Below are 21,016 nucleotides of genomic sequence, written 5' to 3'. Positions count from 1 at the left end.
TTATCTCCGCATGTTCAGGAATGAATTCAACGGGCCACCAGCGCCGCCCAACGTGCTATTTCATTGGCGTCAATATTATCCATTATGGTTCTAAACCAAACGGTAAAGTTATCTGGATTACGCTGCATCTCATCGGTTAATTGCTGAGGGTCAATCCACAGCCAACTCTTTGCCTCTGCAGGATCGCCCTGCGGTTCGCCGTTAAACAGCCCCACGCAGATATGATCGAATTCGTGCTCAATTAAATCGCCCGGCACCTCTGCGCGATAGGTAAAGCTGGATACCTGCTGCAGCTCACTGCTGAAACCCATTTCTTCCTGCAACCGACGCTGCGCTGCGGCTAACGTTAACTCTCCCCATCGCGGGTGGCCGCAGCAAGTGTTGGTCCATAAACCGGCCGAGTGATATTTACTGAAAGCCCGCTGCTGCAACAGCAAACGCCCCTGGCTATCAAATATAAATATTGAAAATGCCCGATGCAGTAACCCCTGCTGATGCACCAGCATTTTTGTTTGTGAACCAATGGCGTTATCCTCGGCATCTACCAGTATCAGCATTTCATCCATTTGTCGGCTCCTCCAGCAAGGGGAGTAAATCTGCACTGGAAAAATAAACAACCATATAAACAAGATCCTAATTGATAAACTACCCCATCCAACCCAGACATTTATTCGTTATCAGGCCGTACGGTGCTCCGCAATACTTCTATAGTAGCGATTTTCAGGCTCCTATCGCCGACAATGTGTGCGCTTGTTGCATGACAGCAAGAGTCAGTGACAATGTCACTGCAAGTACATTGCGCCCCCCTCCGTGGCTTACATTGAAATCCTTTATGCGGCAACGCTATACTGGTTTTCGCTTCAATCCATCCGCCGCTGGCAACGGCACATCCAATCAGAGGAATTATGCGCTTACTCCATACCATGATCCGCGTCGGTGACTTACAACGTTCCATCGACTTCTATACCAAGGTATTAGGCATGCGCTTGCTGCGTACCAGCGAGAACCCTGAATACAAATACTCGTTGGCGTTTGTAGGCTATACCGATGAAAACGAAGGTGCGGTGATTGAGCTGACCTATAACTGGGGCACCGATAGCTACGAAATGGGCACCGCGTTCGGTCATCTGGCTCTGGGTGTTGACGATGTCGCCGCGACGTGTGACAGCATCCGTAATGCAGGCGGCAACGTCACCCGCGAAGCCGGTCCTGTCAAAGGTGGCACCACGGTCATCGCCTTTGTTGAAGACCCCGACGGTTACAAGATTGAGCTGATCGAAAATAAACACGCCGGCCATGGTCTCGGCCACTGAGATCGATCATCAAGGGCGCTTTTTGCGCCCTTGTTTTTATCCGCGTGATAACCGCCTGCAACCGGGCGCAAAATTTGCCATAATGCGCGCTGCATTCGATGAAGATAAGAAACTGATGGCCGAAAAAAGTGATCTTAACGCCCTGAGTGGCCGTTTTCGTGGGTTTTACCCCGTAGTTATAGATATAGAAACCGCCGGATTTAATGCCAAAACTGACGCACTGCTGGAAATTGCCGCCGTGACGTTAAAAATGGATGAAAACGGCTGGTTGCAGCAGGACGAAACCCTGCACTTCCACGTAGAACCTTTTGAAGGCGCTAATCTGCAGCCAGAAGCGCTGGCCTTTAACGGCATCGACCCCAGCAACCCGCTGCGTGGCGCAGTCAGCGAACACGATGCGCTGCACGCGATTTTCAAAGCCGTGCGCAAAGGTATCAAGGACCGGGGGTGTAACAGAGCGATTATTGTGGCGCATAACGCCAATTTTGATCACAGCTTTCTGATGGCTGCAGCGGAGCGCGCCAGCCTGAAACGCAACCCTTTCCATCCGTTCGCCACCTTCGACACTGCGGCATTGAGTGGGCTGGTGCTGGGGCAAACGGTACTGGCTAAAGCCTGTATTGCCGCCAACATTCCATTCGATAGCGCGCAAGCACACTCAGCATTGTATGACACAGAGCAAACCGCTCAGTTGTTCTGTGAACTGGTTAACCGCTGGAAGCGCCTTGGTGGCTGGCCGTTGGCTACCGACAATACCGACGAAGCGCTCTGAATTACGTATCAGGGCTCATCGTTCAACGAGCTCTATCGTTGCAAAGACGCTATACGCAGCAACAGAAAAACGATGCGTTTAGCGAAAAAAAATCGGGCGGCTCAGTATCAACTGGCACCGCCCGACTCTCGTCCAACAATTAAACCGAGCCGGTTATGGCTGCTGGTCTTCCTGCTGTTTGTACTTCTCTGCCGTTTCTTTGATCAGCTGTTGCAGTTCGCCGCGCTGATACATTTCCATGATGATATCACAGCCGCCGACCAGTTCACCGTCGACCCACAGCTGTGGGAACGTCGGCCAGTTGGCGTACTTCGGTAACTCGGAACGGATGTCCGGGTTCTGCAAAATGTCAACGTAGGCAAAGCGCTCGCCACAGGCAGACAATGCCTGCACGGCTTGTGCGGAGAAACCACAGTTTGGCAATTTCGGTGAACCTTTCATGTACAGCAGAATTGGGTTCTCAGCGATCTGGTGCTGAATTTTTTCAATCGTCGTCGTCATTATATTGCTTCCTCAAGCCAAATCTCATGGCTACAACATGCATCACACAGGCTATTGTAGCGGCTGAAACCGTCACAAGAAAACGCCATCTTTTGCAAGGGCATTCCCCATTGTCAGTCGCATGTCATCGGCCAGCGCTTTCCGACCAAAACATACGCACAGAATAACATTTTTAACTTGGCCATTTCACTATTATATTTTTTCACCAAAACACGTCGTTTAATAATTCCCCACGCGTTTGTTGTTGATTTTTTATACATCAACGGTTTGATTTTTCAGCAAAAAAAATGTCATTAACGTTTTCTCACAATATGGATTATCATTTATGAGTTCTTCGCTGTTTTATATGGCGAAATTCGGGAATACTGTCATTCTTTCGATATCTGTTCCGGGGCCAAGGTTGGTAACGTCGACATGCGTTTAATTCTTACGCTTTTTGTGCTGTTGTTTACACAGCTATTCTTCAATTTGGCGCACGCAGCGCCACAGGCGCGTATTGCCGCTGAACAGCGCAAGAGCCACGTAAACGAAGCCCGGCCAGATGACCGTAAGAAAAAGAAAGCGGTTAAGGCCAGCAGCAAAAAAGTAAAAGTCACCACCCCGCAAAAAACAGCCAAGGTTACCAAAGCCAAGACAGAAAAAGCCGCTAAAAAGGTCGTCAGCGCCAAATCGAAACACAAAACTCAACAAACCGCCAAAATCAAAGTGACCCCACCGAAAAAGGGTTACAAAAAGGGTTATGGTCGTCATCGTGAAGCCGGTATGGCAACCGCTAAGTTGGCACGTGATGAAAAACCGCTGAAGCTCACCCCAGCCCACAAGAAACGCTATCAGCACGCCAAGCAAACCGCGATGGCCAAGCTGATGGATCAAATGGGCAAACCTTATCGCTGGGGCGGCACGTCACCAAGAACCGGTTTTGACTGCAGCGGTCTGATTTATTACGCCTATAAAGACGTGGTAAAAATCAAAATGCCGCGTACCGCTAACGAAATGTATCACCTGCGCGACGCTGCACCGATCAAGAAAAACGAACTGGAAAGTGGTGACCTGGTGTTCTTCCGCATTAATAACCGCGGCGTAGCTGACCATGTCGGTGTCTATCTGGGCAATGGCAAATTCATTCAGTCCCCGCGTACGGGTGAAGAAATTCGCATCAGCCAGCTCGACAACGACTACTGGCAAAACCACTACATTGGCGCACGCCGTGTGGTGACGCCGAAAACCATTCGATAATGCGCTCTGCGGCTGGCCTTCCCAGCCGCTTTCCTCTGTTTGCTTCTTTAACTGTTAGTTCCCCACCTGTGCTTTTCTCCGACTCATCCCTGATTTTTATCGTGAAAATTGATAAGCTAAATACCCACAATAAAAACAGGTCAATCTGTAGTCCATTTATGGGTTGTCGGATGGATCCTGTATAAGGAGGAAGCAATGTCGTTTGAACTACCTGCATTACCCTATGCGAAGAACGCACTCGAACCCCACATCTCCGCAGAAACGCTCGAATACCACTATGGTAAGCATCACAACGCCTATGTGGTCAACCTGAACAATTTGCTGAAAGGCAGCGAGTTCGACGGGTTGTCTCTGGAGGCGATTATCAAGGCGTCCAGCGGCGGCATTTTCAACAACGCCGCTCAGGTATGGAACCACACCTTCTATTGGCACTGCTTATCGCCACAGGGCGGCGGTGAGCCTCAGGGCGCATTGGCTGCTGCTATCAATCAGGCGTTTGGTTCTTTCGCTGCCTTTAAAGAACAATTCAGCGATGCCGCAATCAAAAACTTTGGCGCCGGGTGGACCTGGCTGGTGAAGAGGACTGACGGCTCGCTGGCCATTGTCAGCACGTCGAACGCGGGCACGCCGCTGACCGGCGAAGATAAACCCTTGCTGACCGTCGACGTGTGGGAGCACGCCTACTACATCGATTACCGCAACGCCCGCCCGACTTACCTGGAGAACTTCTGGGCGCTGGTTAACTGGGCATTTGTGGAGAAAAACCTGGCATAGCGTGGGATAAGGCAAACAGGCGCACGAAGCGGCGCCTGTTTTTACTTCGGGGATCAGTTCAATGCTGCAGTGAAGCTAAAAGCAATAATCACGGCCAGCGCACAGACAGTGGTGAACAGTGACATTTTCAGATCGGTATCCATTACAACTCCTTTTCAGATTGGTTTTCCCAAGGATAAAAGGCACACAATTAATGCGTCAAACCATTTTCACACAGTTGGCCAATAAAATCTTGTTATCATTTCCCGGTTTATAATACCGATTACCTCTTCCCCTTTTGCTCAGTATGGGACAAAATTCGCAGTTCACAACTGTGTACCGGCAAAAATGCCCCTCCTGACCAAGCGCTGACGACTTCAACACACTAAAAACTCAGTTTTCGCTTCTTTGGAGAAGGATCTACGCAGGCAAACGATTAACATCACACTTACATACTGCAACATGTGAGTTCAGGAGTCATTCTTTACATGGCAACGATTAAAGATGTGGCCAAACGCGCTGGCGTTTCCACCACCACCGTTTCGCACGTCATCAATAAGACTCGTTTCGTCGCCGAAGAGACTAAAGCGGCCGTGAGTGCCGCAATTAAAGAGCTGCATTATTCACCCAGCGCAGTGGCGCGCAGTCTGAAGGTCAATCACACCAAATCGATTGGCCTGCTGGCAACCTCCAGTGAAGCACCCTACTTTGCTGAAGTGATCGAAGCGGTAGAAAACAGCTGCTACAGCAAAGGCTATACGCTGATACTGTGTAACTCGCACAACAATTTGGACAAACAGCGTGCCTATCTGGCAATGCTGGCGCAAAAGCGCGTCGATGGCTTGTTGGTGATGTGTTCAGAATATCCGGACCAATTGCTTGGCATGTTGGAAGATTACCGCAACATCCCAATGGTTGTCATGGACTGGGGCGCCGCACGCGGTGATTTTACTGATACCATCATTGATAACGCGTTCGAAGGTGGCTATCTGGCTGGGCGCTATCTGATCGAACGCGGACACCGCGATATCGGCGCCATTCCCGGCCAACTGTCACGTAATACAGGGGGCGGGCGCCATCAGGGCTTCTTAAAAGCGATGGAGGAAGCCCATATCGACGTGCGCGACGAGTGGATCGTCCAGGGTGACTTTGAGCCAGAATCCGGCTACAAGGCCATGCACCAGATACTGTCGCAGAAACAGCGTCCGACAGCGGTATTCTGTGGTGGCGATATCATGGCAATGGGGGCTATCTGCGCCGCCGATGAGCTTGGGCTACGCGTGCCTCAAGACATCTCGGTCATTGGCTACGATAACGTGCGCAATGCGCGCTATTTCACCCCGGCGCTGACCACTATTCATCAGCCCAAAGAGCGTTTGGGTGAGATGGCATTCACCATGTTGTTGGATCGCATCATCAGCAAGCGTGAAGAATCACAGGTGATTGAGGTGCATCCCAAGTTGGTTGAGCGCCGTTCGGTTGCTGACGGCCCGTTCATCGATTACCGCCGCTAGTCATTCGCGCCGGAAGCCACTGCGGTTTCCGGCGTCACTTCGCTTAACCATTCCTGATTCAACGTTTCACTGTCCCCTAAATAGTCCAACAGCCAGGCCATCGCCGGAGAAGGCGTATTTTGCTGCCACGTCAGGCAACAAGGGCTGGCTGGGAACGGCTCCTGCAACTGTAACGCCACTAACTCGCCACGTTGTACTAACGGCAAGACCTGATGCGCAGGCATCATCCCGACACACAATCCGGCGCACAGGCAATCCACCGCCGACGACCAGTCCGGCACCACCAAGCGCCGCTGGTTATCCAACGTCCAGGTGACCCGCTTGGGGAGATTGCGTGAGGTATCCTCCAGACAGAGCGATGGGAAAGGTCGTAGCTGATCATCGTTTAACACGCCATCCTGAGCCGCCAGTGGATGTTGCGGGCTGGCCACACACAACCAACGCATATCGCCCATATCGCGAAAGGCAAACCCACCGCCGACCGGTACGGCCCGTGTCGCACCTATCGCCATATCAGCACGCCCATCCACCAACGCATCCCAGACGCCATTGAACACTTCTGGCTGAACCAATAATTCAACGTCAGGAAAATGCCGATAAAAGTCCAACACCAACTGACGGCAACGTTGAGGCTTGACGATAATATCTACGGCAATTTTCAACTGGCCACGCCAGCCGTTGGCCACCTGCTGACACTGCCGACGCGTGTCGAGCATTTTTTTGATGACACCGCGCGCCTCCTGAATAAATAGCACGCCGGCAGGCGTCAGTTCCACGTCGCGATGACGGCGCTCAAACAGCGGTACCGCCAGCCATTGCTCAAGTTGCCGCACGGTATAACTGACCGCCGAAGGTACCCGATGCAACTCCTGCGCCGCTGCGCTGAAACTGCCGGTTCGGGCGACCGCATCCACTACATCAAGAGAATATTCAGACCACATGGCTTTGCCTTCAATTTTTTTAACAGCACTTTGCAAATATTACCGTTTCACAAGCAGAGATCCAGCCGGATACACTTGCCGGCGCTAAAAACCTGCGACAATAAAATATTAACGAGAAATACCATGCGAAATTCCTTTGGCTTTATGTTCTATCTTGCCGGCCTGAGTATGCTGGGTTACCTGGCTACCGACATGTACTTGCCCGCTTTTGGCGTGATGCAACAAGACCTGCAAATCTCTGCCGGGGCGATCAGCGCCAGTTTGAGTATCTTCCTGGCGGGCTTTGCCTTTGCACAATTGCTCTGGGGTCCGCTTTCCGATCACCTTGGCCGTAAGCCCGTGCTGTTGATTGGTCTGGCCCTGTTTGCCTTGGGCTGCCTGGGGATGTTGTGGGTAGAGAATGCCGTTCAGCTCTGGTCGCTGCGTTTTATCCAGGCGATTGGGGTCTGTTCCGCCGCGGTCACCTGGCAAGCGCTCGTCATTGACCGTTATCGTGAAGGTAAGGCAAACCGCGTTTTCGCCACCATCATGCCACTGGTGGCACTTTCCCCGGCATTGGCACCGCTGGTCGGGGCATGGCTGTTAAACCACATGGGTTGGCGCGCCATTTTCGCCGTGCTGCTGGGCATCACCGTTGTTTTATTACTGCCGACATTACTGCTGAAAGAAAACGCAAAAGCGGTGTCTTCCGCCAATAAGAAAAACGGCCTAACGTTCTTCCAGCTCCTGAAATCACGTGCTTTCAGCGGTAACGTCATGATCTTTGCCGCCTGCTCAGCCGGCTTCTTCGCCTGGCTGACCGGTTCGCCGTTTATTCTTGGTGATATGGGGTACAGCCCAAACGATATTGGTCTGAGCTACGTGCCACAGACGCTGGCGTTCTTATTGGGGGGTTATGGTTGCCGCACCGCGCTAAACCGCATGAATGGCAACACCTTATTACCCTGGCTGCTGGTAGCTTATGGCATAAGTATGGTGTCGCTATACCTGGTTGCCACACTGACTGAGCCAACGCTGACCACCTTGTTGATTCCGTTCTGCGTGATGGCACTCGTTAACGGCGCCACCTATCCAATCGTAGTGGCGAATGCGTTGACGCCGTTCCCTGAGGGCACGGGTAAAGCCGCAGCCTTGCAAAACACCTTGCAGTTGGGTTTGTGTTTTGTCGCCAGTATGTTGGTTTCGGCATTTATTGCCCAACCGTTATTGGCAACGGTGACGGTAATGGTTTCAACCGTGTTGTTGGCCGCATTGGGCTATGTGTGGCAACGGGGAACAGTGGAGGACGATAGACGCGTAACACAGCAGGAACATGCTAACCCTGCGTCATAATTGTCATTATTAATAATCACTTAAAGAATATTTTTGCCGAGTGCGATTTACAGTTGAGTAAGCGCCTCGGCAAGCCTATACTCAAAACGACCTTTTAAAATAACACTTTTATAATTTCTTTATCACAAATTGCTGTTGTGTACGCGTATGGCGTCACACTTTTTTAAGGATTGCCTTTCCCGCGTTTCTTGCGCAGGAACCTTCTTAAAATTTTCCTCTGTTCATAGTCGGATATCAGACGCCACGGGACCTTTTTACCGTAGGTAAACGTATGCACCCGCAGAATTTGTCTAAGCTATTTTTTGACGGGTCATAAGTCAGAAGAAGGTGATGGAGAAGCTATGAGTTCATCGTGTATAGAAGATGTGAGCATTCAGGATAACCAATGGTATCGTATCGCTCATGAAATGCTCAGCATGGCCGGTATTGAAATAAACGGCTCACGCCCATTCGATATTCAGGTTAAAAATCCCAGTTTTTTTAAACGCGTTCTGCAGGAAGGCTCCCTTGGCCTTGGCGAAAGCTATATGGACGGTTGGTGGGAGTGTGAACGGCTGGATATATTCTTTCACCATGTGGTCCGCGCTGGCCTGGAAAAGAAACTCCCCCGCCATCTCAAAGATACCCTCCGAATTGCCGCCGCGCGATTAACCAATTTGCAATCGAAAAAACGCGCCTGGATTGTCGGTAAAGAACATTATGATCTGGGGAACGACCTGTTTACGCAGATGCTCGATCCTTATATGCAATATTCCTGCGCCTACTGGAAAGAGGCAACCACGCTGGAAGAGGCGCAAGAGGCCAAGCTGCGGATGATTTGCGAAAAACTGCAGCTACAACCGGGTATGCGTTTGCTGGATATTGGCTGCGGTTGGGGCGGTCTTTCCGCTTATGCAGCAAAAAACTTTGGCGTATCCGTGGTCGGTGTCACCATTTCTGCCGAGCAGCAAAAGTTGGCGCAAGCGCGCTGTGCCGGGCTGGATGTCGAAATCCTGCTGCAAGATTATCGCGATTTGCACCTACAGTTTGACCGGATCGTTTCTGTCGGCATGTTTGAGCACGTCGGCCCTAAAAATTACCGCACCTACTTCAATGTTGTGGAGCGTAATTTAAAACCGGGCGGCTTATTCCTGCTGCACACTATCGGTTCGAATCGGACAGATATGAATGTTGATCCGTGGATCAACAAATATATCTTCCCGAATGGCTGTTTGCCTTCCGTTTCACATATCGCTCAGGCCAGCGAGGGGCATTTTGTGATGGAGGACTGGCACAATATTGGCGCTGATTATGATCGCACGCTGATGGCATGGTACGAGCGATTCAAACAGGCCTGGCCAGAACTTTCCCAACGTTATTCGGATCGCTTCGAACGCATGTTCAGTTATTACCTGAACGCCTGCGCCGGCGCATTCCGCGCGCGGGATATTCAACTGTGGCAGGTAGTATTCAGCCCGAAAGGCGTTGAAGGTGGCATCCGCGTTCCGCGCTGACACTCTGCAATAAAAAGAACCCCGGCCTGTTAGCCGGGGTTCTTTTTATACATTGATGACCTAATAGGAATCAGCCGCAATAAACGCGAGTGATTTTATCATCACTGTCACCCAGGAAGTTCAGACGGCGCAGGTTAAAGTCCATCGTGACCGCTGAGTTATACGGAATAGCGCGCACCTGAGCATCAATCTGCACACCTTCAAGCGCTGACATCGGTTTACCGACATAGCTTTGGTACTGTGCCGCACCGCAGGTATCATTTTCTGCGTCTACTGCCGGGTTGGCCGCGCCCTGTTCAGGCGAACTGCTACAAGCACTCAGCGCCAACAGCGCCGTTAACATCAACGTTTTCCCATAAAACTTCACGCGTTTGCTCCTCTCTGGTTTGTCGTCCGTCAGATTTTCTGCGACAGCGCGCTCGCCGCCGCCATCGCCGCTTCACGGCTCGCTAAAACACGCTCAACGGTGTCCACCACCGCCTGCGTTTGCGGGTCTATCTCAATATTTACCTTATCACCCAGGCGTTTTTTACCCAGCGTGGTGCGTTCCAGCGTTTCCGGGATCAAATGCACGCAAAAACGATTATTCACGACTTCACCGATAGTCAGACTAATACCATCAATGCCAATGAAGCCTTTGTGCAGAACGTATTTCATCAATTCTGCATTCGGCATGCGCAGCCATACCTGACGATTATTTTCGGAGGTATAAATCTTGGCTACCTCCGCCGTGCAGATAATATGGCCGGACATCAGGTGACCGCCAATTTCATCATTAAACTTGGCTGCACGTTCGATGTTGACAACATCCCCCAACACCAGATCACCGAGATTAGTCAAACGCAGGGTTTCTTTGATCAGATCAAAGCTAACGCGGTTGCCCTCTACCGCAGTGACGGTCAAGCAGCAGCCGTTATGTGCCACCGATGCACCGAGCTCTAGCCCTGGCAAGAGTTCAGTCGGCATGTCGATAACGTGAGTGCGGAAGTTGGATTTTTCATCAATGGCGACCAGCGGCGCGGTGCCTTGTACGATACCGGTGAACATGTGGGCCTCTTCTTTCTACAATGTTTAAAGCGCTTGGGGCAGTTTGCCCCAGTTAGCGAGGAAAACCAAACCCGAGGAGACAAAAAACCTGCACCTGCGCATTTAATAACTATTTCATCGCAGCATTTGCTTAACGACGCCGAGCGGGTACAATATTTTTGTACAAAATTCCGCTATTTTTAATTGTTGTCCTTTCGCGACAACCCTTCCCTTCATCATAAATAATTAGAAAAGGTGTATGCGTGCAGAAGTACTTCATTGAAGCGCGTAGCTTATTGGCCCTCGCAATCCCGGTAATCATCGCGCAAATATCACAGACTGCAATGGGTGTCGTCGATACCATCATGGCAGGTGCTTACAGCGCCACGGATATGGCTGCCGTCGCCGTCGGTACCTCCATCTGGCTGCCGGCCATTCTCTTTGGTCACGGCTTGCTGCTCGCGCTGACACCGGTCATTGCACAGCTTAATGGTGCAGGCCGGCGCGATCGTATCGCTCATCAGGTCCGTCAGGGGTTCTGGCTGGCTGGGACCGTCTCCGTGTTGGTCATTGTAGTGCTGTATAACAGCAAATTTGTTATCGACATGATGCACAACATTGACCCGCAGCTGGCCGATAAAGCCGTAGGATACCTGCATGCCATCATGTGGGGGGCGCCAGGCTATCTGTTCTTCCAGGTGTTACGTGGGCAATGTGAAGGGCTGTCAAAAACCAAACCCGGTATGGTTATTGGCTTTCTCGGTTTGTTGGTCAATATTCCGATTAACTACATCTTCATTTACGGTAAGTTCGGTATGCCGGAACTGGGCGGTGTCGGCTGCGGCGTGGCGACCGGCAGCGTCTACTGGTTTATGTTCCTGGCGATGCGTTGGTACGTGCGACGTGCACCGTCGCAGCGCGATATTGTCCCGCACGAAGGCAGCAGCAAACGGCCAGACTGGCCAGCGATCAAACGCTTGTTCGGCATTGGCCTGCCGGTTGCGTTGGCCCTGTTCTTTGAAGTCACGCTGTTTGCGATTGTTGCTCTGTTAGTGTCGCCGCTCGGCATTGTTTCCGTCGCAGGACACCAGATTGCACTGAACTTCAGCGCATTGATGTTCGTTCTGCCTCTGTCACTGGGCGTCAGCGCAACGATTCGCGTCGGCTACCGGTTGGGCGAAGGCTCGGTCGAAGGCGCAAGGATTGCCGCTTATTCGGCCATCGGCGTCGGCATCTTAATGGCCTGCTGTACCGCGCTGTTTACCGCCACGTTCCGCGAACACATTGCCCTGCTGTACAACGACAGCCCCGCGGTTGTGGCAATGGCGTCGCAACTGATGCTGCTGGCGGCGATTTACCAGATATCCGATTCGATTCAGGTTATTGGCAGCGGCGTTCTGCGCGGTTATAAAGACACCCGCTCAATCTTCTTCATCACCTTTATCGCTTATTGGGTACTGGGTTTGCCCAGCGGTTATCTGTTGGCGCTGACGGATGTCGTCGTACCGGCAATGGGGCCAAGCGGGTTCTGGATTGGATTTATCATCGGGCTAACCTTTGCCGCCATCATGATGGCTTTGCGTATGCGTTGGCTGCAAAAACAACCCGCCACACTCATCTTGCAACGCTCGACCCGCTAAACACCACCGTCGGCCGGTAGCTAAACCGGCCGACGGCTTCATCGCCAGAGTTTGCGGAAAAAACCACCGCACTGCACATAAGCGCAGCAATCGCGTGAAATACCGGATAAAATTACGTTTTTCTCCTTGCCAGCACGCGGGTAGCTCGTTAATATTCGTCCCCGCTGTCAGCCATGATAGACAGGAAAAGATGCGTCCGTAGCTCAGTTGGTTAGAGCACCACCTTGACATGGTGGGGGTCGGTGGTTCGAGTCCACTCGGACGCACCAAATTCCTGAGCAGTACAGTGCGTCCGTAGCTCAGTTGGTTAGAGCACCACCTTGACATGGTGGGGGTCGGTGGTTCGAGTCCACTCGGACGCACCAAATTTCTAAAGCAGTGCAGTGCGTCCGTAGCTCAGTTGGTTAGAGCACCACCTTGACATGGTGGGGGTCGGTGGTTCGAGTCCACTCGGACGCACCAAAGCGTTGTTTTCTCAAACTTGCCCTATCAGCTTAACACTCACGCTATTGTTAACTCGCCAGCACGGCCCCATACTTTTGTTTCTGCCATCGCAGGCCATATATCCTATCATCAAGGCGAATACCTTATCAGGACAGATCCCATGCTGACATTTACCGCAGAGACGCCCTTTGAGAAGCTCGACAATGGTCTCTCCCGCCGACAAGGGAAAATGAACGACGGAGCACGCGCCACAGAAGTCAAATTTGACGCGGGTGCCTTCGGCCAACTGCAAAAGCACGCCCACGCGTTGCAAACACGGGTAGTCTCTGGTGAGTTTGAATTTACCGTAGGCAGCGACACCCAGATAGTACTCGCCGGTGAAACCGTCACGATCCCCGCGAATACCGCGAGTGGCTGCTTCTGTTTGTCTGCCGGTACGCTGTGGGAAATCATCACGTCAAGCTAACCCTCGACGGTACTTGTATTTACAGAAGGGTTATTTGCGCAACAAACACCTGCTGTTGGTTTGCATTTGCGCCACATTTGCTGCTGATTTGACGGTTCCGCGATTTAGCATCGGTTTTTTATTTTGTTTCCCGCCGCTTAGCCTTTATAATGCGCAACGTCTTTCAGTTGAATGGTTTCAGCCCTTGATCTGCGAAAACGCAATAACAACATATTTTCACCTCATCTCGTTGCGCAGCATCCCCGCATCCCGGCGCGGGCTGAATTTTTCCGCCCCATTTCGACTCTGGTCACCTATCCTTAACTTTGTTTTGTATCACCAGGCACGACTCAAATCCCTTATCAGTGGCCTGACCGCTGGTTTTATTCGTTTCTTTATCCATCACAACTTGTAGAAAAATCCGTCATGAAAAAGACCAAAATTGTTTGTACCATCGGTCCAAAAACCGAATCGGAAGAAATGCTGACCAACCTGTTGAATGCCGGCATGAACGTAATGCGCCTGAACTTCTCACATGGTGATTATGAAGAACACGGCAACCGCATCAAGAACATGCGTGCCGTAATGGCGAAAACCGGTCAGAACGCAGGTATCCTGTTGGATACCAAAGGCCCGGAAATCCGCACCATGAAACTGGAAGGCGGCAAAGACGCCGCACTGGTTGCAGGTCAGACTTTCACTTTCACTACCGATCAGAGCGTTATCGGCAACAATGAACGTGTCGCGGTCACTTACGCAGGTTTTAGTGCTGACCTGAAAATCGGCAACACCGTGCTGGTAGACGATGGTCTGATCGGTATGGAAGTCACCAACGTGACCGAAAACGAAGTGGTTTGTAAGGTACTGAACAGCGGCGACCTGGGCGAAAACAAAGGCGTTAACCTGCCGGGCGTTTCTATTCAGTTGCCTGCACTGGCAGAAAAAGACAAGCGCGATCTGATTTTCGGCTGCGAGCAAGGCGTAGACTTCGTTGCTGCGTCCTTTATCCGTAAACGTTCAGACGTGCTGGAAATCCGTGAACACCTGAAAGCCCACGGCGGCGAGCAAATCCAGATCATCTCTAAAATCGAAAACCAGGAAGGCCTGAACAACTTCGACGAGATCCTCGAAGCCTCTGACGGCATCATGGTTGCTCGTGGTGACCTGGGTGTGGAAATCCCGGTAGAAGAAGTGATCTTCGCGCAGAAGATGATGATTGAAAAATGTAACCGTGCACGCAAAGTGGTCATCACCGCCACGCAGATGCTCGATTCCATGATCAAAAACCCGCGCCCTACCCGTGCAGAAGCTGGCGACGTTGCCAACGCCATTCTGGATGGTACCGACGCCGTCATGCTGTCAGGTGAGAGCGCCAAGGGTAAGTACCCGCTGGAAGCCGTTACCATCATGGCGACCATCTGTGAGCGCACCGATCGCGTGATGCCAAGCCGTATCGACAGCCTGAATGACAACCGTAAACTGCGCATCACCGAAGCGGTATGCCGCGGCGCGGTTGAAACCGCAGAAAAGCTGGATGCACCACTGATCGTCGTCGCCACCAGCGGCGGTAAATCAGCCAAGTCCGTGCGTAAATACTTCCCTAACGCTGTGATCCTGGCGCTGACCACCAATGAAGTCACCGCTCACCAGCTCATTCTGAGCAAAGGCGTGATTCCACAAATGGTTAAGGAAATCGCCTCCACCGACGATTTCTACCGCATTGGTAAAGAAGCGGCACTGGCCAGTGGTCTTGCACAAAAAGGCGACGTTGTGGTGATGGTTTCTGGTGCACTGGTACCAAGTGGCACCACCAATACGGCCTCGGTTCACGTGCTCTAATATAAAACGTGACATAATTATTTTGACAAAAACGCCGCTTTGCGGCGTTTTTTTTAGCACTAGTAAACTATTTTATCAAAAACGCAACCATCGATTGCTCATTATTTGGCTAATTACAAATCGGAGTTGTCCCATGGAATCCGGCTGTTTTCCCTACATTTTTTAACTATTTTTCAAAAGAAGATGCAAGTTTGAGCGAACGATCAAAATAAAGCACTCCAATACAAAAAAATTATTCTCTTTCGAAAAAAGTTTGTGTAATACTTGTAACGCTACATGGAGATTAACTCAATCTAGAGGGTGTTATAATGAATCGTACTAAACTGGTACTGGGCGCGGTAATCCTGGGTTCCACTCTGCTGGCAGGCTGCTCTAGCAATGCTAAAATCGATCAACTGTCTTCTGACGTTCAGACTCTGAACGCTAAAGTTGACCAGCTGAGCAACGACGTGAACGCAATCCGTTCTGACGTTCAAGCAGCTAAAGACGACGCAGCACGTGCTAACCAGCGCCTGGACAACCAAGCTCACGCTTACAAAAAGTAAGTTAGCTTCGGTTAATGAAAACGGCGCACATTGTGCGCCGTTTTTTTTGTCTGTTGATCCCCTCGATGAATCCCCTCTTGCCACCAGGCAAAAAAAAGGGCTCAGCACGCTGAACCCCTCAGTAATACCCGTTATAAGCACATTTTAATTCACAGAGCTGATGGGTGCCCCTTTGAATAAGCCTTTATTCGCTTCCTGCGAGGCTACAGGCGTTAAACTCACCTCAGATGGGTTCTGACCAAGGTTAACCAGCACCGGCATGCCAGAGCGGCGTATAACCGCACTGTCGAACATGGCCTTATCGGTCTGTGCATCGCCAACAAACGCTTTTTCGGTTTTAGACAGTGCGATCGGCATGGTTTGCGGATCATCGCTTTCGACTCTCGACAGCGGCTGATGCACTTCAACATAGCGTTTACCGTCCGGCTCAACGGAAATTTTCACCGGATCGTTGATCACCTGAACCCGCGTGCCACGCGGTACCATATTGAATAGCGCCTCGATATCGGTTGGCCGCAAGCGGATACAACCGGAACTGACGCGCATGCCGATACCAAAGTTGGCGTTGGTACCGTGAATCAAATACTCACCGTGCCCCATCGCCAAGCGCATGGCGAACAGCCCCATTGGGTTATCAGGACCGGCCGGAACCACGCCAGGCAACGTCACACCTTTTTCTTGATAGCGTTTACGAATATTAGCCGTCGGTGTCCAGGTCGGGTTCGGGATTTTTTGGCTGACAGACGTCACCTGCAGCGGCGTATGCATCCCCGTCTGACCGATACCGATAGGATAAACGATGACCTTGTTCTCGCCCTTCGGGTAGTAGTACAAACGCAGCTCAGCCAGGTTAACCACAATCCCCTCACGCTTGGTGTCTGGCAGCAGCATTTGGGTCGGGATGGTCAATACCGTGCCCGGCTTCGGCAGAAACGGGTCTGTACCGGGGTTGGCCTCCAACATACCCAGCAGACCAATCTTATAGTCGGCCGCAATGGCCTCCAGCGGACGCCCGTCGTTCGGCACGGTATAAGTGGTGTTTTCGCCAATCAGGCGGCTATCTGGCGGCGGCAGCGGGTATTCGCTCGCGCTGGCGGCTTGGGTGCCGGTCAGTACGGTGGCAAACAGCATGCCCATTAAACTCAACGCACGTTTCATTATCATCCCTATTATGCTTATTACGGTTCGGCAACAAGGCTATCTGGCGCCTGGCCGCGGGTAAATCAGACAAGACCTGATTAATACTAGCAATGCTGACGTCAAAGGCAATAAGTCCTCTAAAAATCAACATGTTATAACGTAATCGCTTTATGCATTTGTCAACAGAACGTCAATAGGTAAACTGCTGATATGTCACTAATTTGCGGGATGAATGGCGAGGTGGGCAGGTCTTTGTAAAGACTCACTGACACAAGAAAACATGCAACGTATCAATGAGTCTTAGCGCACATCAGAGCTTGGCAGCCTGAGCGCGGATTGCACGGATCATGGCTTCTAACCCTTGCGAACGTGAAGGTGTCAGGTGTTGGCTCAACGCTAACTCGGCAAAAAACGGACGAACATCCAATGCGATAATCTGCTCTGGGGTCATATGGTGATAAAGAATAAACACCACTGCCAGCAGTCCTTTTACAATCGCCGCATCGCTGTCACCATGAAACTCAACGTGCCCTTGCTCGTCAAGCCGCATCACAATCCACACCTGGCTCTGACAACCGGAAATCAGATTTCCCGCCTGACGCTCACTGTCGTCCAGTGCCGGTAGCTTCGCGCCCAGTTCGATGACATACAGATATTTATCTTCCCAGTTAAGGCAACGGGAAAAATTACGCACTAACTTATCTTTGTCCGGCAAGTTCGCCATGAGGATCCTTTCAATAATTTAGGGGCCGGCATGCCGACCCCATGTCTTATACAACAGACGTTCATTCACTCGGCGGCTATGCACGCTGATCGCCCCTATCCCAGCAGTTTATGAATTCGCTGCAACCCGGCCACCAGCCGATCCACGTCGTCCCTCGTGTTGTAGACAGCCAATGAAGCGCGACACATACTCGGCACATTATAGAACGCCATCAGTGGCATCGCGCAATGGTGCCCGGTGCGAATAGCGATACCATACTTGTCCAGGAAGCTGCCAACATCATAGGCATGGTGTTCACCCAGATTAAAGGCGATCACACCGGCGCGCTCTGCCGGGCCGTAGATTTTAAGGGTAGGCACCTGCTGCAGCGCTTCCAGTGCGTAATGCATTAATGATTGCTCATAATCACCAATCGCTGCCAGCCCCAGCGCATTCACGTAATCGATCGCCGCCCCCAATCCCATGATGCCTGCGGTATTGGGTGAGCCCGCCTCAAAGCGCCACGGTGGCTCCGCATAGGTTGTGCCATGCGTCAGGCTGACCTGCTGAATCATCGAGCCGCCCCCTTCCCACGGCGGCATTTGCTGCAATAGTGACTGCTTGCCATAAAGAATGCCAATACCGGAAGGCCCATACAGCTTATGGCCGGAAAACACGTAGAAGTCACAGTCCAGCGCCTGTACGTCCACCTGCTGGTGCATCACGGCCTGTGCCCCGTCGATCAACACCTTAAGGCCTGCGGCCTTCGCCTGCGCCGTAATGTCGCGTACCGGGTTCACCGTCCCCAACACATTGGAAACCTGGGTCAACGCCAGCAATTTGGTGCTGGCGTCGATAAGGCCAGGCAATTGTGCCAGATCCAAGGTGCCGTCTTGCTGTAACGGCCAAACACGCAGGTTCAGTCCTCGTTCCTTCGCCAGCATCTGCCAAGGCACGATATTGGCGTGATGTTCCATCTCGGTGATGATAATGCTGTCACCGGGTTGCAGGAAATGACGGCCAAAGCTGTTAGCCACCAGGTTAATGCCCTCGGTGGTGCCTTTAACGAACACAATCTCTTCAACCGAAGCGGCATTAATAAACGCGGCTACTTTTTCACGCACCGCTTCCATGTCCTGCGTCGCTTCAGCACTCAGGGTGTGGATGCCTCGGTGAACGGCCGCATAGCCATGACGATAAAAATCCAACTCGCGATCGATCACCGCCTGCGGCTTTTGCGCGCTGGCAGCGCTGTCGAGGTAAGCCAGCGACTGGCCATTGACGTCACGCGCCAACAGCGGGAATTCACTGCGTACCCGTTCAATCGGAAAACTCATGCGGCCTCCCCCGGCAGGCGCTGCGCAATGCGTGCCAGTACCGATTCTCGGATGAGATCGTTACCAATCCCCTCAGTCAGCTCAGCGGCAAAAGCAAAGATAATCATCTGCTGCGCCGCGTGCTTGTCAATGCCGCGCGATTGCAGATAAAACAGCTGCTCTTCATCGATACGACCAACGGTAGCGCCATGGCTGCACTTCACATCGTCGGCATAGATTTCCAATTGCGGTTTGGTATCCACTTCCGCCACCTTACCCAGCAACAGGTTATGGTTGGTCATCTGCCCATCGGTTTTAATCGCGTGTTTTGCCACTTTGATCATGCCGTTAAATACCGCTTTGGCGCGATCGCTGACCACCACTTTGTGCAATTGGCGGCTCTCGCAATAGCCTTTGTTATGCTCAAGGTAAGTACGGGTGTCACACACCTCTTTACCGACCGGCAATACCAGACTATTGATCACCAAATTAGAGCCTTCACCATTAAGCTGTGCGCTGGTGTTATGCCGTGTTAGCCCAGCCCCCAACAGGAAGCTGTCGCTCTTCACCCGTGCATCGCGGCCAATCACCAGATCGTTATGGGCGAAGTGGTAACTCGGCTGGCTCTCAAATGCCAACTTGCAATGGTTCAATTGAGCATTATCACCGATGTTAGCGGTGAGGCGCGCGCCAGTGAAATGCGCAGCCTGGTTCAGGCTGACGTAATGCTCTATCACCTCGGCCTGCGCATTACGCGCAATATCAAGGTGATGCCGGTGATGCACGGTATTCACCTCACCTTCAGCCCCGCGTCCGCTGCTGATATGCAGCAGATACAGCGGTCGCGCCGCGATTTTACCGGCGGCCACGCGAACAATGCTGGTTTCCTGCGCCAGGCTTTCCGTCAGATGCAGAAAGATCTCGGGCTGGATCGGTTCGGGTAGCGCCTGTAACGTCCCGTAGGGTGCGATGTCGAACTGATAATCACCCAGGTCGCTGTCGCTCAACGCCGCACAAAAACGCCCGTCAACAAAGACCAGCCGATAAGCATCAATCGCCAGCGCCAACGCATCCAACTGCGCGGCAGTGACTGGCTCCACCGGTGGCTCAAGGAACTGCTGTTCAAGCAAACCTTCCAGCGGTGTGTATTTCCAGTTTTCATGCTTGCGCGTCGGCCACCCCAAGCGCAAAGCCTGTTGCCAGTGTGCCAATGCATGGGCAGAGTGCTCACCACCGCGTGCTTCAAACAGGCTATACAGTTGTTGCAGCGCGCGCGCGTTATTGTTCGTCGGTAAGCCAGCCATAGCCCTGCTCCTCCAACTGTTTCACCAGAGAGAAATCGCCGGACTTGACGATGCGCCCCTGAGAAAGAACATGGACGTAATCCGGCTTGATGTAGTCCAGGATACGTTGGTAGTGCGTAACGATAATGAACGAACGCTTACCATCACGCAGCGAGTTCACGCCGTTAGCGACAATCTTCAGCGCATCAATATCCAAACCGGAGTCGGTTTCGTCCAAAATACAGAGATCCGGCTCCAGCGCCGCCATCTGGAGGATGTCATTACGTTTTTTCTCACCGCCAGAGAAACCGACGTTGACCGAACGGGTCAGCAAGTCAGGTGGCATGTTCAACAATTCAATTTTTTCTTCGATAAAATCAGCGAAGTCGAAACGGTCGAGCGGTTCTTGCTGGCGGTATTTGCGTACGGCGTTAACCGAAGTTTGCAGGAAGAAATGGTTGCTGACGCCGGGGATCTCCACCGGATACTGGAAGGCCAGGAATACGCCTTCACCCGCACGATCTTCCGGGTCCAGCTCAAGCAAATCCTTACCTTTGAAGGTCACTTCACCTTCGGTGACTTCATATTCTTCGCGTCCCGCCAGCGTTGCCGAAAGCGTGCTCTTGCCTGAACCATTCGGCCCCATGATGGCATGCACTTCACCCGGTTTAATCTCCAGGTTCAATCCCTTAAGGATTTCGTTGCCTTCCGCGCTGACTTTTAAATTCTTGATACTTAACATGCAGTGTCCTTAGATCGCGCTGTCGCGCTGTAAATCCG

At 52.0% G+C, this 21,016-nt stretch carries 22 protein-coding genes and 3 tRNA genes; 14 read left to right on the top strand and 11 right to left on the bottom strand.

The features are described from left to right. Nucleotides 1-26: 26 nt before the first annotated feature. Entirely contained in the window at nucleotides 27-566 is a 540-nt protein-coding gene (gene idi / locus JOE25_RS05445; protein ID WP_209633053.1) for an isopentenyl-diphosphate Delta-isomerase, read from the bottom strand. Between the two features lie 339 nt (nucleotides 567-905). Between idi and gloA the strand changes: the two genes are divergently transcribed. Both gloA and rnt read left to right on the top strand, forming a co-directional pair. Then, nucleotides 906-1,313, top strand: a complete 408-nt coding sequence (gene gloA / locus JOE25_RS05440) for a lactoylglutathione lyase (RefSeq protein WP_209633052.1) — start codon at nucleotides 906-908, stop codon at nucleotides 1,311-1,313. Nucleotides 1,314-1,395: 82 nt separating this feature from the next. Next, nucleotides 1,396-2,085: a ribonuclease T gene (rnt, locus tag JOE25_RS05435; RefSeq protein ID WP_209633051.1), complete on the top strand. Its 690-nt coding sequence runs from the start codon at nucleotides 1,396-1,398 to the stop codon at nucleotides 2,083-2,085. A 153-nt stretch (nucleotides 2,086-2,238) separates the two neighbouring features. Here the strand turns inward: rnt and JOE25_RS05430 are convergent, their stop codons facing one another. Beyond that, entirely contained in the window at nucleotides 2,239-2,586 is a 348-nt protein-coding gene (locus JOE25_RS05430; RefSeq protein WP_061807546.1) for a Grx4 family monothiol glutaredoxin, read from the bottom strand. 414 nt (nucleotides 2,587-3,000) lie between these two features. On the opposite strand from JOE25_RS05430, the gene JOE25_RS05425 reads away from it, so the two are divergent. Both JOE25_RS05425 and sodB read left to right on the top strand, forming a co-directional pair. Further along, on the top strand, nucleotides 3,001-3,822 hold the full coding sequence (locus JOE25_RS05425; protein ID WP_209633050.1) for a C40 family peptidase: 822 nt from the start codon (nucleotides 3,001-3,003) through the stop codon (nucleotides 3,820-3,822). A gap of 195 nt (nucleotides 3,823-4,017) precedes the next feature. Further along, nucleotides 4,018-4,596 carry a superoxide dismutase [Fe] gene (gene sodB / locus JOE25_RS05420; RefSeq protein ID WP_209633049.1) on the top strand — a complete coding sequence of 193 codons (579 nt, stop codon included), beginning with the start codon at nucleotides 4,018-4,020 and terminating at the stop codon, nucleotides 4,594-4,596. 53 nt (nucleotides 4,597-4,649) lie between these two features. Here the strand turns inward: sodB and JOE25_RS05415 are convergent, their stop codons facing one another. Further along, complete coding sequence (locus JOE25_RS05415; RefSeq protein ID WP_004943739.1) at nucleotides 4,650-4,739, bottom strand: YnhF family membrane protein; 90 nt, start codon at nucleotides 4,737-4,739, stop codon at nucleotides 4,650-4,652. Between the two features lie 324 nt (nucleotides 4,740-5,063). Between JOE25_RS05415 and purR the strand changes: the two genes are divergently transcribed. Then, nucleotides 5,064-6,089, top strand: a complete 1,026-nt coding sequence (purR, locus tag JOE25_RS05410; protein WP_209633048.1) for an HTH-type transcriptional repressor PurR — start codon at nucleotides 5,064-5,066, stop codon at nucleotides 6,087-6,089. Here the strand turns inward: purR and punR are convergent. Continuing rightward, nucleotides 6,086-7,030 (bottom strand): DNA-binding transcriptional activator PunR, encoded by a 945-nt coding sequence (gene punR / locus JOE25_RS05405; protein WP_209633047.1) that lies wholly within the window; start codon nucleotides 7,028-7,030, stop codon nucleotides 6,086-6,088. The two genes, purR and punR, sit on opposite strands and share 4 nt — an antisense overlap. 123 nt (nucleotides 7,031-7,153) lie before the next feature. Here punR and punC point away from each other — a divergent pair, with 123 nt between their 5' ends. Further along, a complete protein-coding gene (punC, locus tag JOE25_RS05400) occupies nucleotides 7,154-8,362 on the top strand; it encodes a purine nucleoside transporter PunC (RefSeq protein WP_209633046.1) in 1,209 nt (402 codons plus the stop codon). A gap of 341 nt (nucleotides 8,363-8,703) precedes the next feature. Next, complete coding sequence (gene cfa / locus JOE25_RS05395) at nucleotides 8,704-9,855, top strand: cyclopropane fatty acyl phospholipid synthase (protein ID WP_209633045.1); 1,152 nt, start codon at nucleotides 8,704-8,706, stop codon at nucleotides 9,853-9,855. Nucleotides 9,856-9,925: 70 nt separating this feature from the next. Here the strand turns inward: cfa and JOE25_RS05390 are convergent, their stop codons facing one another. Next, nucleotides 9,926-10,222 carry an I78 family peptidase inhibitor gene (locus tag JOE25_RS05390; RefSeq protein WP_209633044.1) on the bottom strand — a complete coding sequence of 99 codons (297 nt, stop codon included), beginning with the start codon at nucleotides 10,220-10,222 and terminating at the stop codon, nucleotides 9,926-9,928. A 29-nt stretch (nucleotides 10,223-10,251) separates the two neighbouring features. Next, on the bottom strand, nucleotides 10,252-10,902 hold the full coding sequence (locus JOE25_RS05385) for a riboflavin synthase subunit alpha (RefSeq protein ID WP_209633043.1): 651 nt from the start codon (nucleotides 10,900-10,902) through the stop codon (nucleotides 10,252-10,254). Nucleotides 10,903-11,144: 242 nt separating this feature from the next. On the opposite strand from JOE25_RS05385, the gene JOE25_RS05380 reads away from it, so the two are divergent. From JOE25_RS05380 to JOE25_RS05350, 7 genes are all read left to right on the top strand, one after another. Beyond that, nucleotides 11,145-12,521 carry an MATE family efflux transporter gene (locus tag JOE25_RS05380; protein ID WP_209633042.1) on the top strand — a complete coding sequence of 459 codons (1,377 nt, stop codon included), beginning with the start codon at nucleotides 11,145-11,147 and terminating at the stop codon, nucleotides 12,519-12,521. A gap of 192 nt (nucleotides 12,522-12,713) precedes the next feature. Next, nucleotides 12,714-12,790, top strand: a tRNA-Val gene (locus JOE25_RS05375). Between the two features lie 19 nt (nucleotides 12,791-12,809). Then, nucleotides 12,810-12,886: transfer RNA gene (locus JOE25_RS05370), tRNA-Val, on the top strand. Nucleotides 12,887-12,906: 20 nt separating this feature from the next. Next, nucleotides 12,907-12,983: transfer RNA gene (locus JOE25_RS05365), tRNA-Val, on the top strand. A 142-nt stretch (nucleotides 12,984-13,125) separates the two neighbouring features. Next, the gene (locus JOE25_RS05360; protein ID WP_209633041.1) at nucleotides 13,126-13,431 is read left to right on the top strand and encodes a cupin; all 306 of its coding nucleotides are present in this window, start codon (nucleotides 13,126-13,128) and stop codon (nucleotides 13,429-13,431) included. Nucleotides 13,432-13,836: 405 nt separating this feature from the next. Then, nucleotides 13,837-15,249, top strand: coding sequence for a pyruvate kinase PykF (pykF, locus tag JOE25_RS05355; RefSeq protein ID WP_037418669.1), 1,413 nt, complete (start codon nucleotides 13,837-13,839; stop codon nucleotides 15,247-15,249). Nucleotides 15,250-15,557: 308 nt separating this feature from the next. Next, nucleotides 15,558-15,794: a major outer membrane lipoprotein gene (locus tag JOE25_RS05350; protein ID WP_004943717.1), complete on the top strand. Its 237-nt coding sequence runs from the start codon at nucleotides 15,558-15,560 to the stop codon at nucleotides 15,792-15,794. A gap of 144 nt (nucleotides 15,795-15,938) precedes the next feature. Here the strand turns inward: JOE25_RS05350 and JOE25_RS05345 are convergent, their stop codons facing one another. The 5 genes from JOE25_RS05345 to sufC form a co-directional block, all read right to left on the bottom strand. Beyond that, nucleotides 15,939-16,952, bottom strand: a complete 1,014-nt coding sequence (locus tag JOE25_RS05345; protein ID WP_209633040.1) for a L,D-transpeptidase family protein — start codon at nucleotides 16,950-16,952, stop codon at nucleotides 15,939-15,941. A 292-nt stretch (nucleotides 16,953-17,244) separates the two neighbouring features. Further along, on the bottom strand, nucleotides 17,245-17,658 hold the full coding sequence (gene sufE / locus JOE25_RS05340; RefSeq protein ID WP_209633039.1) for a cysteine desulfuration protein SufE: 414 nt from the start codon (nucleotides 17,656-17,658) through the stop codon (nucleotides 17,245-17,247). A gap of 95 nt (nucleotides 17,659-17,753) precedes the next feature. Then, the gene (gene sufS, locus JOE25_RS05335; protein ID WP_209633038.1) at nucleotides 17,754-18,974 is read right to left on the bottom strand and encodes a cysteine desulfurase SufS; all 1,221 of its coding nucleotides are present in this window, start codon (nucleotides 18,972-18,974) and stop codon (nucleotides 17,754-17,756) included. Beyond that, nucleotides 18,971-20,257: a Fe-S cluster assembly protein SufD gene (sufD, locus tag JOE25_RS05330; protein ID WP_209633037.1), complete on the bottom strand. Its 1,287-nt coding sequence runs from the start codon at nucleotides 20,255-20,257 to the stop codon at nucleotides 18,971-18,973. Before sufD ends, sufS begins: the two co-directional genes overlap by 4 nt. Continuing rightward, nucleotides 20,232-20,978, bottom strand: a complete 747-nt coding sequence (gene sufC, locus JOE25_RS05325) for a Fe-S cluster assembly ATPase SufC (protein ID WP_209633036.1) — start codon at nucleotides 20,976-20,978, stop codon at nucleotides 20,232-20,234. Before sufC ends, sufD begins: the two co-directional genes overlap by 26 nt. Between the last annotated feature and the right edge of the window lie 38 nt (nucleotides 20,979-21,016).

This window comes from Serratia sp. PL17 (assembly GCF_017832355.1).
GTDB lineage: Bacteria > Pseudomonadota > Gammaproteobacteria > Enterobacterales > Enterobacteriaceae > Serratia.
Note: the sequence above shows the minus strand (reverse complement) of the source record. Positions and strands in the feature narration are given on the sequence as shown.

Bases quoted from the DNA above. Each gene is read 5' to 3' on its own strand.
- idi (WP_209633053.1), bottom strand. From the start codon at position 566: ATGGATGAAATGCTGATACTGGTAGATGCCGAGGATAACGCCATTGGT.
- gloA (WP_209633052.1), top strand. From the start codon at position 906: ATGCGCTTACTCCATACCATGATCCGCGTCGGTGACTTACAACGTTCC.
- rnt (WP_209633051.1), top strand. From the start codon at position 1,396: ATGCGCGCTGCATTCGATGAAGATAAGAAACTGATGGCCGAAAAAAGT.
- JOE25_RS05430 (WP_061807546.1), bottom strand. From the start codon at position 2,586: ATGACGACGACGATTGAAAAAATTCAGCACCAGATCGCTGAGAACCCA.
- JOE25_RS05425 (WP_209633050.1), top strand. From the start codon at position 3,001: ATGCGTTTAATTCTTACGCTTTTTGTGCTGTTGTTTACACAGCTATTC.
- sodB (WP_209633049.1), top strand. From the start codon at position 4,018: ATGTCGTTTGAACTACCTGCATTACCCTATGCGAAGAACGCACTCGAA.
- JOE25_RS05415 (WP_004943739.1), bottom strand. From the start codon at position 4,739: ATGGATACCGATCTGAAAATGTCACTGTTCACCACTGTCTGTGCGCTG.
- purR (WP_209633048.1), top strand. From the start codon at position 5,064: ATGGCAACGATTAAAGATGTGGCCAAACGCGCTGGCGTTTCCACCACC.
- punR (WP_209633047.1), bottom strand. From the start codon at position 7,030: ATGTGGTCTGAATATTCTCTTGATGTAGTGGATGCGGTCGCCCGAACC.
- punC (WP_209633046.1), top strand. From the start codon at position 7,154: ATGCGAAATTCCTTTGGCTTTATGTTCTATCTTGCCGGCCTGAGTATG.
- cfa (WP_209633045.1), top strand. From the start codon at position 8,704: ATGAGTTCATCGTGTATAGAAGATGTGAGCATTCAGGATAACCAATGG.
- JOE25_RS05385 (WP_209633043.1), bottom strand. From the start codon at position 10,902: ATGTTCACCGGTATCGTACAAGGCACCGCGCCGCTGGTCGCCATTGAT.
- JOE25_RS05360 (WP_209633041.1), top strand. From the start codon at position 13,126: ATGCTGACATTTACCGCAGAGACGCCCTTTGAGAAGCTCGACAATGGT.
- pykF (WP_037418669.1), top strand. From the start codon at position 13,837: ATGAAAAAGACCAAAATTGTTTGTACCATCGGTCCAAAAACCGAATCG.
- JOE25_RS05350 (WP_004943717.1), top strand. From the start codon at position 15,558: ATGAATCGTACTAAACTGGTACTGGGCGCGGTAATCCTGGGTTCCACT.
- JOE25_RS05345 (WP_209633040.1), bottom strand. From the start codon at position 16,952: ATGAAACGTGCGTTGAGTTTAATGGGCATGCTGTTTGCCACCGTACTG.
- sufE (WP_209633039.1), bottom strand. From the start codon at position 17,658: ATGGCGAACTTGCCGGACAAAGATAAGTTAGTGCGTAATTTTTCCCGT.
- sufS (WP_209633038.1), bottom strand. From the start codon at position 18,974: ATGAGTTTTCCGATTGAACGGGTACGCAGTGAATTCCCGCTGTTGGCG.
- sufD (WP_209633037.1), bottom strand. From the start codon at position 20,257: ATGGCTGGCTTACCGACGAACAATAACGCGCGCGCGCTGCAACAACTG.
- sufC (WP_209633036.1), bottom strand. From the start codon at position 20,978: ATGTTAAGTATCAAGAATTTAAAAGTCAGCGCGGAAGGCAACGAAATC.